Raw genomic sequence first — 16,092 nt, 5'->3', positions numbered from 1 at the left:
AAGCAATCTCTGCACAAGTAGTTTAACTATAAATAGTCCATAGATTGCTTCGTACCTCGCAATGACGATGTGCAAGATAAATCTATAAGTTTATATAAAGCCCTGCTGATCATTCAGCAGGGCTTTTGCTTTTTTATTTTACAACAATTTGGCTTGCAGGTTTGTTGCTGAATATGTTGTCACTTATTTTTAACTTGCAACACAAAACTGCCGCACTACTAACCAATTATAAGTTCTCGCGCAGTTTGGGTACGTAAACTTATACTGCTTTACCGTGAACGATTATGTGTTATTTGTGGATACCGAGGCCTCCGGCTTGCCGGTAAACTGGACTTTGCCTTATTCTACTGAGGGCAACTGGCCTTCGGCTGTACAAATCAGTTGGCTGGTGTACACCAAAGATGGGCAGGAAATTAAACGCGAGAACCATTACATCCGCAATACCGATTTTTTTATAACGCCTAAAGCAATCGAGATTCATGGTATCAACTCCGGTTTTCTGGCGGTTAAAGGGGAAGACCGCAAGCATGTGTTAGAACTGCTTACGCAAGATTTAAAACAGTATGAACCTTTAGTAGTAGGCCATTTTGTACAGTTTGATTACCATGTACTGAGCGCCGATTTTTACCGCGCTAGCTTGCCGAACCCGTTAACTAATCTGCCGGTATTTTGTACCATGTTGGCTACTACCCAACTGGCCTGGACACCGATGCCTAAAAGTTTGTTGCTGGGCGATTTGTATGCTTTCCTGTTTTATAAGCCATTGGAAAATCAGCATGATGCTTTATGTGATGCCAAAGCTACTGCCGATTGCTTTTTTGAACTGCTGAAGCGTACCGAGATTACCGAAAAAATGATTGCCCAGCAGGATGCGCATCCGAGTATCAGGAAATTGCGGGTCTTATCGGGTAACTTGCTTACTTTGGTGATGCCGGTATTTATACTGCTGCTTATAATGATATTAGCCCATACTTTATGAACGAACGTGTCGAATTTTTAAAGCAATCAGCTCCGTTTAATTTACTGCCTGATGAGGTACTACAGGAAGTAGCCGAACGGTTGGAGGAAATCAGCTATAAAAAAGACAAGGTTATTTATGAGCAGGAGGTTAGCAAGCTAAAAGGAGTAGATATTATTGTAAAAGGGGAGTATGAATCTTTCTTTTACGATAGTGTACAAAACCGAAGATTGGTAGAACATCATTATCCGGGTTTTTGCTACGGTGGGGTATCGGTGTTGTTGAACCGTCGTCAGTCGTTACGAACAGTAATCGCTAAAAAAGGCACTGTAGTTTATTTTCTGCATCGTCGAGATTTTAGGGAGCTATGTAAAACTTACGAGGACTTGTTCCTGTACTTTACAGCCGAGTTTGGCAAACGGATGCAGAACGAAGAGTTTGTACATTTTTTTAAGCGTCCGGCTGTGTTTGAAGAAAGCTATGCAGCAGCCGATCAGCTGTACTCGCGCAAAATTGAAAGCGTGGAATATCGTCCCATCGTACAGAGCGATGAGCAGACGCCGATTTATAAGGCTGCCCGCCACATGGCAGCTAGTAAGGTAAGCTGTTTGTTTGTAACTAATCAGCAACAGCAAATTGTAGGCTATGTAACCGATATTACCTTGCGCGATAGCGTAATTGCCGAACTTAAAGATGCCAGCGCGCCGGTAAGCAGCGTAATGGCAAACCCTATAGTTACCATTGATGCCCAGGCTTATGTGTACGAAGCCATACTGATGATGTTCAGTACCAAAACACGGTATTTGCTGGTACGTAAAGAAGGTGAATACGTAGGTTTTCTAAGCCGTAATAAACTACTGAGCGAGCAGGCACAATCGCCGCTAGTATTTATCCAGTCGGTAAAATCGGCCGTATCTGATGAGGAACTGAAGCGTAAATGGGAATCGGTGCCACAGTTTGTCAATCAACTGCTGGAACGTGGCGTGAATGCGCAAATTGCCAATCAGGTAATTACCACTATTGCCGATACTATCGCTCAAAAAGTAATTGAGGATGTAATAGCTCTGGTAGGGCAGCCGCCTGCCAAGTTTGTATTTATGGTGCTGGGTAGCGAAGGCCGTAAAGAGCAAACCTTTAAAACCGATCAGGATAATGCCATTATTTATGAAGATAAGGCTAATGAACATCGTGAAGAAGTGCGTGCTTATTTTCTGGACTTTGCACAGCGCGTATCTGATCGTTTAAACAGTATTGGCTTTGTGTATTGCACTGGCGGCTACATGGCGCAAAACCCGAAATGGACGCACTCGCTATCGCATTGGAAAAGAAATTACCTGAACTGGATGGCCGAGTCATTGCCTGAAACGGTAATTCAGTTTTCTACCTTTTTTGATTGTCGCTTAATCTATGGCGAGCCGGCCATTATGGATGAGCTAAAAGCTTTTCTGAACGAAGAGCTGCAAAAGCCGATGGAAAAGCTTTTTGTAAACATGGCTAAAAACGCTTTGCAGTACGTACCGCCGCTTACTTTCTTCAACACCATCCGTACGTTTACCAAAGGCAAGCGTGAGGTGTTTGATATTAAGAAAACCATGACGCCGATTGTAGATTTGGTGCGGGTGTATGCCCTGAAGCACCGGGTATTTAAAGTAAACACCGGCGAGCGCCTGAAAGCCCTGATCCAGCTAGAGGTGTTTAGTGAAACCGCTTACCACGAGCTTTCGCAATCTTATTATTTCTTAATGAGTATGCGCCTGAAAAAGCAGGCGGTTCAAATTATACAGGATAAAAGCGAACCCGATAATTACATTGACATCTCGCATCTGACAAAAATTGAACGAGTAGCCTTAAAAGAGATTTTTAAAATCATCGATAACTTCCAGACTAAAATCAAAATGGAGTTTACTGGTAATCTGCTGGGCTAGCCTGGCTAATATCCACGATTTTAATGGATATTTCTAAAGTGTTCATGTTTGATTTTGAATATAAATCAGCATAGTTAACCTGTCTGAACGTGGACAACACCTCGCTATTAGCTTTTCCTGTTTGAAGCATCCAAAAGCTTAATCATCAATGCATTGTCATAGCATCGTCATCGTAGTTTTGCGTTATTTTTAATTAAAAAGGTTTCACAAACTTATCCACTTTACCAACATACTTTAATTAATATTAGTCTAATTGGTTGATTTACAAAACCCTTGAATGTGGATAACTTTTCGACAGAAAAAGTTCTGTACACGAATGTTAATAACTATTTCAGGCATGTGAAAAACTACATTAAACAGCATGAAAATCGAAATGTACTTAGTACGTACATTTGATTTACCGGAACATAACAAGGGGTAATCAATCCGTACATGTTAGTTCTGAAAAATAAAAAAAGGCAGCCCAATAATCTGTTGTGGCAGGCCAGGAGTGGTGTAAGCGATTGTTAATAATCAACATCATGCAGCAGAATCTTTAAACTCAATAACAGGTTGAGTCGAGAACTTGTCTGCCAACGTTTGAGACATTAAAAAGAGATTAGAAAGATAAGGTTATGAGTCAGGAAAACGAAGTATTACTAAGAGAGAACAAGGACCGGTTTGTGATCCTTCCAATCAATTATCCGGTTATTTGGGACATGTACAAAAAACATGAAGCCAGCTTCTGGACGGCCGAGGAGATCGACTTGTCGGATGACCTGAAACACTGGGAGAGCCTGAACGATGGCGAACGCCATTTCATCTCGCACGTGTTGGCTTTTTTTGCCGCTAGCGATGGTATTGTAAACGAAAACCTGGCTGTTAACTTCATGAGTGAAGTGCAGGTGCCAGAAGCCCGTTGCTTTTATGGTTTCCAGATTATGATGGAAAACATTCACTCCGAAACTTACGCGCTGCTGATTGATACTTATGTGAAAGATCCGGTGGAAAAAGATCGTCTTTTCCATGCCATTGAAACCGTTCCATGTGTTCAGAAAAAAGCCGAATGGGCCCTGCGCTGGATCAACAATGGTACTTTTGCTCAGCGCCTGGTAGCTTTTGCTGCGGTTGAAGGTATCTTCTTCTCCGGTAGTTTCTGCTCTATATTCTGGCTTAAAAAACGTGGTTTAATGCCAGGCTTAACCTTCAGCAACGAGCTGATTTCACGTGATGAAGGTATGCACTGTGAGTTTGCCTGTTTGCTGTACAGCATGTTGCAAAACAAGTTAAGTAAAGAGGAAGCTACCATGATTATTACCGACGCGGTAGAAATCGAGAAAGAATTTATCACCGATGCGCTTCCGGTAAACTTGATTGGCATGAACGCCAAACTGATGAGCCAGTACATCGAGTTTGTAGCCGACCGCTGGTTACAAGAACTAGGTTATGATAAGGTATACAACGCTACTAATCCGTTCGACTTTATGGAGATGATTTCTCTGCAAGGTAAAACCAACTTCTTTGAAAAACGCGTTGGTGATTACCAAAAAAGCGGCGTCATGAACGCACAACCTGCTAGCCAAGCTTTTTCACTAGACGAGGATTTTTAAAAGAAGTGTCAAGTACTTAGTATCAAGTATCACGATTAATAAAGCTCATAATCAAATTCAACATAAATCAGCCGGTAAAAGTCTTGCTACTTGATACTGGCTACTAAATACTAAAATCATACTACCATGTTTGTAATAAAGAGAGACGGAAGAACGGAGTCGGTAAAGTTTGATAAAATTACCGCGCGGATCGAAAAGTTATGTTATGGTCTGAACCCGAATCTGGTAGATCCGGTGGATGTTGCCAAAAAAGTAATTGAAGGCTTATACGATGGGGTAACCACTTCCGAGCTGGATAACCTGGCTGCTGAAACTGCAGCTTCATTAACCACTAAACACCCTGATTATGCTTTGCTGGCATCACGCATTGCTGTATCAAACCTGCATAAAAATACCATCAAGTCGTTTTCTGAAACGATGCGTAAGCTGTACAATTACAAAGATCCTAAAACCGGCCGCAACGCAGCTTTGCTGGCTGATGATGTTTGGGATGTAATTGAGGCAAACGCTGATATACTGGACAGTAACATTATTTACGACCGCGATTTTGGCTTTGATTATTTCGGCTTTAAAACCCTTGAAAAATCATACTTGCTGAAATTGGATGGCCGCATTGCCGAGCGCCCACAGCATTTATTTATGCGTGTATCGGTAGGTATTCATAAACAGGATATTGACAGCGTAATTAAAACTTACAACTTAATGAGTGAGCGCTGGTTTACCCACGCTACCCCAACCTTATTTAACGCTGGCACACCTAAGCCGCAAATGTCGTCATGCTTTTTATTAACCATGAAAGATGACAGCATTGAAGGTATTTATGATACGCTGAAACAAACCGCACAAATTTCACAAAGTGCTGGCGGTATCGGTTTAAGCATCCATAATGTGCGTGCTACCGGTTCATACATCAGCGGTACCAACGGTACCAGCAACGGTATTATCCCGATGCTACGTGTGTTTAACGATACTGCCCGTTACGTTGACCAAGGTGGTGGTAAACGTAAAGGTGCGTTCGCTATCTATCTGGAGCCTTGGCATGCCGACGTGTTTGAGTTTTTAGATCTGCGTAAAAATCACGGTAAAGAAGAAATGCGTGCCCGCGATTTGTTCTATGCCATGTGGATTTGTGATTTATTCATGAAACGCGTAGAAGCTAACGAAGACTGGAGCTTATTCTGCCCTCATGAAGCACCAGGCTTAGCTGATTGTTTCGGTGCTGAGTTTGAAGCTTTATATACGCAGTACGAAAATGAAGGTCGCGCCCGTCGTAAAGTAAAAGCACAAGAACTTTGGTTTGCTATACTGGATGCTCAGGTAGAAACCGGTACGCCATACCTGCTGTATAAAGATGCTGCTAACAGCAAATCAAACCAGCAAAACCTGGGTACTATCAAAAGCTCTAACCTGTGTACCGAAATTATGGAGTACACCTCTGCTGATGAAGTAGCGGTTTGTAACCTGGCTTCACTGGCATTGCCACGCTTTGTTAAAGACGGTGCTTTCGATCACAATAAATTATATGAAGTAACTTATCAGGCTACGTTGAACCTGAATAAGATTATCGACAACAATTATTACCCGGTTAAAGAGGCCGAGTATTCTAACCTGCGCCACCGGCCAATTGGTTTAGGGGTACAAGGGTTAGCCGATACTTTCATCTGCCTGCGTATGCCGTTTGAAAGCCCGGAAGCTAAACAGCTGAACAAAGAGATATTTGAAACTATCTACTTTGCTGCCATGACTGCTTCAAAAGACCTGGCTATTCAGGATGGCGCTTATGCAACCTTTAAAGGGTCACCGCTATCACAAGGTAAATTCCAGTTCGACCTTTGGGGTGTAACACCAGAAAGCGGCCGTTGGGATTGGGAAAACCTGCGTCTGGATGTAATGAACCATGGTGTACGTAACTCCCTGCTGGTAGCACCTATGCCTACTGCATCTACCTCACAAATTCTAGGTAACAACGAGTGTTTCGAGCCTTACACCTCTAACATTTATACCCGCCGTGTATTGAGTGGTGAGTTCATCATTGTGAACAAACACCTGTTGCGTGATTTAGTAGATTTAGGTTTGTGGAACAGCCGCATGAAAGATCAGATCATCAGCGCTAATGGTTCTATACAGGATATTGCTGAAATTCCGCAGAATATTAAAGAACTGTACAAAACGGTTTGGGAAATTAAGATGCGTAACATCATTGATATGGCTGCCGACCGTGGTGCTTATATCTGCCAGTCACAATCTTTAAACTTGTTCATCAATGCACCGAATGCATCAAAACTGACTTCGATGCACTTCTATGCCTGGAAAAAAGGTTTGAAAACCGGTATGTATTACCTGCGTACCCAAGCTGCATCACAAGCAGTTAAGTTTACAATCGAAAACCAAGGTGGCAAAAACATGGATCCGGTTATTCCGGCCCAGGTTGCCCAAATGAGCGACGATGTTCCAGCTGGCCCAACCTGTTCTATGGAAGAAGGTTGCGTGACCTGCTCTGCATAAGCAATCAACCTTTTATTATAAAATGACTAAGCCTTGAAGTTTCGCACTTCAAGGCTTTTTATATTTGTATAATGTCTATCGTTTTTCAAAAGCACGAAATTATTCAATGCGAACGCTGCCGTGCGCCTTTTGAATGTAAAGCTAATTCGTACACCAAATGCCAGTGCAGTGAGGTGCAGCTTAGCATTAACGAGGTACAGTACGTAAGCGAACTATACGATGGATGCCTATGCGTAAACTGTTTGCGCGAATTACAGCAAGAATACCAGGAATCTGGGTACTAGTTGAAGAATCAAGAGTATAGAGCCAAGAACCAAGACAAAATCTGTCCTTTTACTGTAACAAAAGAAATTAGATAAAAACACGTCATTGCGAGGAACGAAGCAACCTCTGCGCTGACAAGAATAAACGTTTGCCTACCAATGCAGAGATTGCCACGCTATTGCTCGCAATGACGTGCTTTTTTTATGTTATCTTGATTCCTGACTCTATACTCTTGATTCTATCTACTACTCCTTCACATACACCTCACCTTTATACGGGTGTATAGAAGAATGATATTTATATCCGGCTACATGCAGTATGTAGTAAGTCATGATATCGCACCAGCAAATTTCATCATGAAACATGGGCACTTTCGGGAATTTACCTTCTTGCCGGCTTTCGTCTTTATTGTAGTTGTATTCGCCGCCATGCTGGGCAATCCATTCTCTAAATTGATCAAATTCGGCCGGTTCAGAAAAAACGATCTTAAAAAAGGTTTCTTCTTTAACCGATTTCAGGTCATCATTCAGGTAATGATGATATTTATGACGATGACGTATAATTTTAGCGGTGCGCATAAGCTGTTACAATCAAAATGTCCTGTTGTAACAAAAAATATAGGCCAGCGTTTGAGCAAATACTAACTAATGACAAGCAAAAAACATTTAGTAGGCTATCATTGAAATAGCAGCGCACCTTTATATGATCAGGTAAATGTTCATACTTTATTGGCAATAACTTTATGCCCCATTGTAATCGTTATCCCAATATTTCCCTGATATCTTCTGCCGAAAGTGATTTAATAAAACTTTCTTCAGTCGTGATGAGTGATCGGGCTACGCTGAGCTTACGTTGTTGCAGCGCCAGAATTTTTTCTTCTACCGTATCTTTAGTGATAAATTTGTAAATAAACACGTTTTTGGTTTGGCCAATACGGTGGGTACGGTCAATGGCCTGTTGTTCCACCGCCGGGTTCCACCACGGGTCTAAAATAAATACATAATCGGCCTCGGTTAGGTTCAGGCCCACGCCACCAGCTTTAATCGAAATCAGGAATACTCGTGTTTTAGCATCCTGCTGAAAGCGTTTTACCACCTCGCCGCGGTTTTGCGTGCTGCCATCCAAATAAGTGTAAGCAATGCCTTGCTGCTCAAAGTAATGCCGGTAAATAGCCAATTGCTTTACAAACTGCGAAAAGATCAGCACCTTGTGACCGCCATCCAGCACGTTGGCGAGGGTATGCACCACGTTTTCAAACTTGCCCGAATCACCTTCATAAGCCTCGTCAATCATGGAGGGGTGGTTGGCAATCTGGCGCAGTTTAATCAACCCTTGCAATACCTGCATTTGGGTTTGGGCAAAGGTGCCATCTTCCAAGCTTTGCAGCAATTCATTACGGTACTCTGATTTTACTTTCTCATAAACAGCCGATTGCTCGTCGCTCATTTGGCAGTAAAATAGGTTTTCAATTTTGGGTGGCAGCTCGGTAGCTACCTGTTCTTTAGTACGGCGCAGCACGAAGGGCTTAATCAACGCTTGCAGTTTGCGAGCCTTATCTTCATCTTTCTTTTTTTCGATAGGGGTAACAAATTCATTCAAAAAAAACTGCTGATTGCCCAGTAAGCCCGGATTGATAAACGACATCTGCGTCCATAAATCGTTCACCGAGTTTTCAACCGGCGTGCCGCTCAAAATCAGCTTAAACCTGGATTTGAGCTGCCTTACGGCTTGGTATGATTTGGACGATGGATTTTTGATATTCTGACTTTCATCCAAAATTACGTAGTCGAAGAAGAAAGCTTTCAGCAGTTCTGCATCAATACGGCTGATGCCGTAAGTGGTAATCACCACATCATAATTCGCAAACACATCCGGCGATTTATACCGGAATGCGCCGGTATGCACCATAATGCGCAACTGTGGGGTAAACTTGTGGGCTTCGTTAATCCAGTTATAAATTAACGAAGTAGGCATAATAAGCAGGGAAGTAGTTTTAGCATCAATGGCCTCGGCATCTTCCTTGTTTTTTTGTAGTAAAGCCAGCGTTTGTATGGTTTTACCCAAACCCATATCATCAGCCAGGCAGCCGCCAAAATGGTAAGTTTTTAAAAAGTGGAACCAATTATAGCCCGCTTGCTGGTAAGGGCGAAGGCTACCGGCAAAATTTACCGGCGGAGCTACTTCTTCCAACTCTTCAAAGTTGCTAAGCTTTTGCAGCTTACGGTTAATGGTTATGCTGGCCAGTTCACCTTCAGCTAAATCATTAATGAGGCCGATGTGGTGTTTGCGTAATTTTAGTTCTTTATTGCCCTCGGTAAAGTTAAGCAGGTTGCCATATTGGGCAAACCACTCATCCGGAATTACGGCGACTTCTCCCGAAGGCAGCACAAATTCTTTTTTATGGTTCAGAATATGGTTACGCAGTTCCATGAACGGTATCTTGTATGGGCCGAAATGAACGATGGCGTAAATATCAAACCAATCATTATTTTCCTTTACCTGCAGGTCAATTTTTGTATTGCCAAACAGGTAACGTTTTTGCCCTTCAGGTTGCTCAATAACAAAACCGGCTGTTTGTAGCTCGTCGTGGTGCGTATTCAACCATTCAAATACCGAAAAAGCCCGGTCGGTATCTTCATGTTCAGGTTTAACTTCCAGGTTCTGGAACAGTGAAGAGGAAGGCATAAGGCCCATCGCTTCCAGTTGTTGCAACTTATTTTTCTCCCAGGTTACCGAACGTTTAATGCGATGAAAAATGTAATCATCACCGTTGCGTTCCATTTTAACCGAAATTTGCCGGCCATCTCCATACGGAAATACGTAACCTGCATATCTAAAATACAATTGCAATTGCGATATGCCACCCTCTACATAAATGGGTTTTACTACCGGTGTGGCTTCGTGTTTTTCGGTATTGATGGTAAAGCCTTCGGCATGTACGTGGTGCTTTTCAATCAACGGCGCTACAAACTTTTCAAAGTACGATTGCTCGGCACTGCGCGGAACGCCTATGTAGCGCTTGTTTAAAAAGGGTTGCAGTTTTTTACCTTCCACCTCGCGGTCAAAGTAATATAAGGTATCTTCCAGCATCATCCAGGCTGGCTGGTTGCACACAATTTCGGCACCCTTAAACATGAATTCAATTTTCATGCCTTGGTACTTGATGGTAGGGTAGTAACGCACTTCCGTTTCGTTCCGCTTGAAATGGAACAATACCGAAGCTGCCTCGTCAGCTATATGCAGCTTCCGGCCGGCAGGATAGCCTTCTTTACTCATCAGGTAAATCTGTTTATCACGCATTTGGCTCAGCGCTTCTGTTAGCCTTTTTTCAATTTTGGGGCGAATAGTTTCGTACAGCTGCTCATTGAAAATACGACTGAAAAACTCGTAAGGTCGCAGGGGTTTTTTGTAGTACTTTTTAATAATGTTACCCTGTTCAATATCTTCCAGCAACTTAATAAGCTTAACATCGCTCTCGCTGATGCACGAACTGAACTCCTGCGCTGTATTGGAAAATAAACGTTGGTGGGTGAGTGAGAACTCGCCGTTGGGGTTGAGCTGAACTATGTGAGGCTCAAGCAACCACGACAAGTACTCGTGGCGGGCAAGCGAGTAAATTAATTGGCATGGTTTGCTGCTGTCAACACGTAGCATAAGTACTGGTAAAAAATTTATGTAAGCTACAGCAACAAAAAATTCAAACGTAAAGAGAAAATGGAATAATTAAAAGTTTTTTTCGTGAGTGTTGAAAATTTAGAATTAGTTAACTAAAAATACTTTCGCGCAATAACAAACAAAGCCCTTTTTGATAACATCAAAAAGGGCTTTGTTTATGATAGATGGGGATGAATTACCCAGCGTTTTGTTTAGCTTCTTGTTTAAGCTTATCGTTAGCTACAATAACAATTTCCACACGGCGGTTTTGTGCACGGCCGGCTTCGGTGCTGTTATCAGCAATAGGTTCGCTAAAGCCTTTGCCTTGGGTAGCTAAGCGGGAACCGCTTACACCATTAGTAGTAAGGTATGATTTTACTGATTCAGCTCTGCGTACCGATAAATCTTGATTAAGCGCTGCACTGCCGGTATTATCAGTATGGCCTACAACCAGTATATTGGTTTCCGGGTTGTTGTTCATGGTAGTAGCCAGGTTTTGTAAATTGTTTTGTGCTGCTGATTTCAAGGCAGTTTGGTTCACATCAAACAAAATACCTGAATCAAATTTCACCAGGATACCTTCGCCGCTACGTTCTACAGTAGCACCCGGTACGGTTTGTTTAATTTCGGCAGCCTGGCGGTCCATTTTGCGACCAATAAATGCACCAGCTGTACCACCTACAGCACCACCAATAATAGCACCTAAAGCTGTATTACCAGCACTTTTACCAATTAATGCACCTATAGTACCACCGGCACCAGCACCAATAGCTGTACCTTTTTGTGTTTTAGTTAAAGAATTACAGCCTGGATTGATAAAAGCAGCCGCAGCCATAGCTACGCCCACAATGGCTGTTTTGAATGACAATGTTTTCATAATGTTGTGAATGTAAAGTGAATGTTACAAGCGTGTAGCTTGCAAACCCAGTGCCAGTTTTTAAAAAAGGTGTATAAATAATAAAGGAGCATTGTAACCAACGCTCCTTTTTAAAGTGAAAACTTATTAATAATTATTAATTAGAAGGCTGTTCTGAATTATCATCCTCGTCTGGCAAGCCTACTACACGGTAAGCTGTATTGTTATTATCATCTTTTATTTCCTCAAAGTGGATGCCTTCAGGGGATACAAAATAGGTTTTACCGTTTAGTTTAATTTTTGAGCAGTCGGCAGGTAGCTCATCTACAATATCGCCTAAGCGTAGCATGTTGCCGGCGTTGTTGCTCATGTTATCATTATTAACCGTAGTATCTAAAACGCCATCTTTACCGGCTACTACATAAACCGTTTTGCCATCATTGGTTTGGCGGGGTTTGTAGTAAACACCGTTCACTTCATAATACTGTTGCCCGTCAATAACAATTGAACTGGCATTCGAAGGCAGTTTCGGGATTTCGGCACCTACCGGTGGTGTTACTACTTGGTAGTTACCATCACCATAAGGACGATAAAAAATACCATCAGCATAATAGTACTGGTTAGCGCCGATAAAAAACGGATAATAGCCAAATGGCAATACACCAATGCTGAAGCCAATACGCGGATAGCCTAAAACGCGATAGCCGCCACCGTATCCGCCAAGATGTATGCTGCCGCCAAAGCCCCCACGAAAACCTCCGCCGAAGCCGCTACGGAAACCACCGCCGCCATGAAAACCACGTTGTGCATCAGCACCTGTATGTAATAAGGTAACCAGCGCACCGGTTAACAATAAGTGACCTGAATATTGAAATAACTTTTTCATGATTGTAATTCTGCCTATCTGCTGCAAGCCTTGTAAATAGTATGCTGCCGGGATCAAGTAAGTTGCTATATTAGACTTTTTGATAAGCAGAAGGTTTAATCTTTATGCCCGATTTTTCTTAAATTATATTAGGTTTATTATCTTTCAAAAAAGTTAAGCAAACGTTTGCGCAAATTTTTATAGCTGTTTATAGTGCCTTATTTGTAAAATCTGTTAAACTTGCGAATAATTGTTGAAATGACATTTAGTAACTGTGGCCAATTACACAGTAATTGAGTTTACCATTGTAACCTGAAAAACAAAATGCAGCCGCCAAGTGCTGCCTTATGAAATATGAAAAACTTTTTAGATGAGAATTTTTTGCTGCAAACAGCAACTGCTCAACGTTTGTACCATGAGTACGCTAAGGGTTTACCAATAATTGATTACCACTGCCATTTGCCGCCCGATCAGATTGCGCAAAACCTGAACTTTAAAAATATTACCCAGGTTTGGCTTTACGGCGACCATTATAAATGGCGGGCCATGCGCACCAACGGCGTAAATGAAGATTACATAACCGGCAGCAAAACCGATTATGAAAAATTTGAAAAGTGGGCCGAAACCGTACCTTATACCTTAAGAAACCCACTATACCATTGGACGCACCTGGAATTGCAACGCTATTTTGATGTGCATGATTTGCTAACGCCTGATACTTCTCAAAAAATATATGATGATTGTACGGCCAAGTTGCAAACCCCTGAATATTCCGTTCAAGGCTTAATTAAAAAGATGAATGTGGAAACCATCTGTACTACAGATGATCCGCTGGATAATTTGCAATATCATCAGCAACTTAAGCAAAGTGGCGCAGCTATAAAAGTGCTGCCGGCTTATCGTCCTGATAAGGCCATGAATGCCGATGATACTGTTGCCTTGAATGCTTACATAGATAAACTGGCCGAAGTAACCAATACTTCGATTGATAATATAGACAACTATTTGCAAGCTTTAAAAAGCCGTCACGACTTTTTTGCAGAAAACGGCTGCTCAGTATCTGACCACGGCTTGGAGCAAATTTATGCGGAAGATTATACAGATGATGAAATCAGAACCATCTTCAACAAAATACGTGCAGGCGAAACTTTGCTGCCGGGCGAAATTTTGAAGTTTAAATCAGCTATGTTGTTTCATTTTGCCGTTTGGGATCATGAAAAAGGATGGGTTCAACAATATCACTTGGGTGCTTTGCGCAACAACAATACCCGCTTGCTTACTAAACTAGGTCCTGATACAGGCTTTGACTCTATTGGTGATTTTAGCCAAGGCAGAGCTTTATCCAAATTTCTGAATAAACTGGATACCGAAGATAAATTAGCTAAAACCATCATCTACAACCTGAACCCGGCCGATAATGAGTTGATGGCTACCATGATCGGTAACTTCAATGATGGCTCAGTAGCTGGTAAGGTACAGTTTGGTTCGGCCTGGTGGTTTTTGGATCAGAAAGATGGCATGACCAAGCAAATCAATGCCTTATCCAACATGGGCTTATTGAGCCGCTTTATCGGTATGCTTACCGATTCGCGCAGCTTCCTGTCGTTCCCTCGCCATGAATATTTCCGCCGCTTGGTATGTAACTTGTTTGGTGAAGATATTGAAAATGGTGAGCTACCTAATGACATTGAATGGACTGGCAAAATCATTCAGGATATTTGCTACTATAACGCTAAAAATTATTTCACCTTTTAATTGATTTTAAATGAGTGAATTGCTAGAAAAAAATTACAGCACTGGTTCGGTTTTATCTTTTGGCGAACTGCTGTTGCGTATTACACCTGATGCCGACGGCGAATGGTTGCGAGACAACTCGTTGCCTGTTTTTGTAGGCGGTGCCGAATTGAATGTAGCTACGGCGTTGGCTTTATGGGATGTGCCAACCCGTTACTTTACGGCATTGCCGCAAAATGGCATGTCGGCTCAGGTTATTGAATTTTTGAAGGATAAGGATATTGATACCTCATCCATTCTGTACCATGGAAAGCGCATTGGTTTGTACTTTTTAACCAAAGGGCAGGATTTAAAACATGATGCCTTGATTTACGACCGTGCCCATTCGGCCTTTGCCGACCTGACTACCGGCTTGATTGATTGGGATAAAGTGCTTGACGGTATTACCTGGTTCCACTTTAGCGCTATTTGCCCAGCCATCAGCCAAAATGTGGCTGATGTGTGTAAAGAAGCATTGGAGGCAGCCTCACGTAAGGGTATTACTATCTCGGTTGATTTAAATCATCGCGCTAAGTTATGGCAGTACGGCAAAACGCCACAGGATGTAATGACCGGCTTGCTGCCTTATTGTGACGTGGTAATGGGTAACGTCTGGGCGGCCGATACCATGCTGGGCATTCCGGTAATACCGGATATTCATGAGTCGGGGCAAAAAAGCGTGTACTTGAAAGAGGCGCAAAATACCTCGCAGGCTATTATGCAGCAATACCCGAAGTGTAAAGCAGTAGCTAACACCTTTAGGTTTGATGCCAATAACACCAACGTTAAGTACTATACGGTTTTATACACCGATGAAAAACTGTACCAATCGGGTGAGTACGAAGCCGAGCATATTGTAGATAAAGTAGGTAGCGGCGATTGCTACATGGCCGGTTTAATATACGGCTTCTACAACCAGTACACCCCGCAACAAACTATTGATTTTGCCACTGCTGCTGCTTTTACCAAATTATTTGTAAACAGCGATGCCACCAACAAAAGCGTGGACGAAATTGAAAAAGCTATTAAACCATGAAAAGCAAACAAGAAGTTTTAGATAGTATTTTAACCCAGGGCATGTTGCCGCTGTTCTTTTATGAAAATGCAGAAGTAAGCCTGGAAGTTACGCGTACCCTATACAAAGCGGGTGTACGTGTATTTGAATATACCAACCGTGGTAAAGCCGCGCTGGAAAATTTCAAACAACTGAAAGAATTACAACAGGCCGAAATGCCTGATTTGCATTTGGGTATTGGCACCATAAAATCAATTAATGAGGCAGATGCTTTTATTACTGCAGGTGCTGATTTTATTGTGTCGCCTATTGTGAACCCGGAGGTAGCCCGTATGGCGCACGATCAGCACATGCTATGGATACCTGGCTGCATGACGCCTACCGAAATCTACACTGCTCAATGCAATGATGCCGCTTTAATTAAGCTATTCCCGGCCAATATTTTAGGTCCGGCGTTTTTAAGCTCTATTAAAGAGTTGTTTCCTGGCCAATTATTTATGCCAACCGGCGGGGTAGAACTGGAAGCTGAAAACATAGCTACCTGGTTTAAGGCTGGGGTATGTGCAGTAGGGATGGGGAGCAAACTTGTCAGCAAAAAAGTGCTGGAAGACAAACTATACGATCAGTTATTTAATGACACACAAAAGGCTATTGAGTTAGTTCAAACCAGCCGGTAAACACTTTAGCT

At 42.3% G+C, this 16,092-nt stretch carries 12 protein-coding genes; 8 read left to right on the top strand and 4 right to left on the bottom strand.

What is annotated here, in order from left to right; genetic code table 11:
- Positions 1–274: 274 nt before the first annotated feature.
- From HH214_RS03000 to HH214_RS02980, 5 genes are all read left to right on the top strand, one after another.
- The gene (locus HH214_RS03000) at positions 275–979 is read left to right on the top strand and encodes a 3'-5' exonuclease (protein WP_169605936.1); all 705 of its coding nucleotides are present in this window, start codon (positions 275–277) and stop codon (positions 977–979) included.
- Complete coding sequence (locus HH214_RS02995) at positions 976–2,883, top strand: DUF294 nucleotidyltransferase-like domain-containing protein (RefSeq protein ID WP_169605935.1); 1,908 nt, start codon at positions 976–978, stop codon at positions 2,881–2,883. The genes HH214_RS03000 and HH214_RS02995 overlap by 4 nt, the downstream gene beginning before the upstream one ends.
- A 614-nt stretch (positions 2,884–3,497) precedes the next feature.
- Positions 3,498–4,472, top strand: a complete 975-nt coding sequence (locus tag HH214_RS02990; RefSeq protein ID WP_169605934.1) for a ribonucleoside-diphosphate reductase small subunit — start codon at positions 3,498–3,500, stop codon at positions 4,470–4,472.
- Between the two features lie 126 nt (positions 4,473–4,598).
- The gene (locus tag HH214_RS02985) at positions 4,599–6,977 is read left to right on the top strand and encodes a ribonucleoside-diphosphate reductase subunit alpha (RefSeq protein WP_169605933.1); all 2,379 of its coding nucleotides are present in this window, start codon (positions 4,599–4,601) and stop codon (positions 6,975–6,977) included.
- 71 nt (positions 6,978–7,048) lie between these two features.
- Positions 7,049–7,261, top strand: a complete 213-nt coding sequence (locus HH214_RS02980; RefSeq protein ID WP_169605932.1) for a cysteine-rich CWC family protein — start codon at positions 7,049–7,051, stop codon at positions 7,259–7,261.
- 225 nt (positions 7,262–7,486) lie between these two features.
- Here the strand turns inward: HH214_RS02980 and HH214_RS02975 are convergent, their stop codons facing one another.
- The 4 genes from HH214_RS02975 to HH214_RS02960 all read right to left on the bottom strand — a co-directional run bounded on the left by HH214_RS02975 (position 7,487) and on the right by HH214_RS02960 (position 12,637).
- Positions 7,487–7,819, bottom strand: coding sequence for a hypothetical protein (locus HH214_RS02975; RefSeq protein ID WP_169605931.1), 333 nt, complete (start codon positions 7,817–7,819; stop codon positions 7,487–7,489).
- Between the two features lie 181 nt (positions 7,820–8,000).
- Entirely contained in the window at positions 8,001–10,895 is a 2,895-nt protein-coding gene (locus HH214_RS02970; RefSeq protein ID WP_169605930.1) for a DEAD/DEAH box helicase, read from the bottom strand.
- Between the two features lie 196 nt (positions 10,896–11,091).
- The gene (locus tag HH214_RS02965; protein ID WP_169605929.1) at positions 11,092–11,772 is read right to left on the bottom strand and encodes an OmpA family protein; all 681 of its coding nucleotides are present in this window, start codon (positions 11,770–11,772) and stop codon (positions 11,092–11,094) included.
- Between the two features lie 136 nt (positions 11,773–11,908).
- Entirely contained in the window at positions 11,909–12,637 is a 729-nt protein-coding gene (locus HH214_RS02960; protein ID WP_169605377.1) for a DUF6515 family protein, read from the bottom strand.
- 333 nt (positions 12,638–12,970) lie between these two features.
- Here HH214_RS02960 and uxaC point away from each other — a divergent pair, with 333 nt between their 5' ends.
- From uxaC to HH214_RS02945, 3 genes are read left to right on the top strand one after another with little or no spacing between them, the layout of a single operon-like run.
- Positions 12,971–14,371, top strand: coding sequence for a glucuronate isomerase (gene uxaC, locus HH214_RS02955; protein ID WP_169605928.1), 1,401 nt, complete (start codon positions 12,971–12,973; stop codon positions 14,369–14,371).
- Positions 14,372–14,381: 10 nt separating this feature from the next.
- A complete protein-coding gene (locus tag HH214_RS02950) occupies positions 14,382–15,425 on the top strand; it encodes a sugar kinase (RefSeq protein ID WP_211166297.1) in 1,044 nt (347 codons plus the stop codon).
- A complete protein-coding gene (locus HH214_RS02945) occupies positions 15,422–16,081 on the top strand; it encodes a bifunctional 4-hydroxy-2-oxoglutarate aldolase/2-dehydro-3-deoxy-phosphogluconate aldolase (RefSeq protein ID WP_169605927.1) in 660 nt (219 codons plus the stop codon). The genes HH214_RS02950 and HH214_RS02945 overlap by 4 nt, the downstream gene beginning before the upstream one ends.
- Positions 16,082–16,092 lie beyond the last annotated feature (11 nt).

This window comes from Mucilaginibacter robiniae (genome assembly GCF_012849215.1).
Classification (GTDB): domain Bacteria; phylum Bacteroidota; class Bacteroidia; order Sphingobacteriales; family Sphingobacteriaceae; genus Mucilaginibacter; species Mucilaginibacter robiniae.
This window is presented reverse-complemented; position numbering and strand designations above follow the sequence as displayed.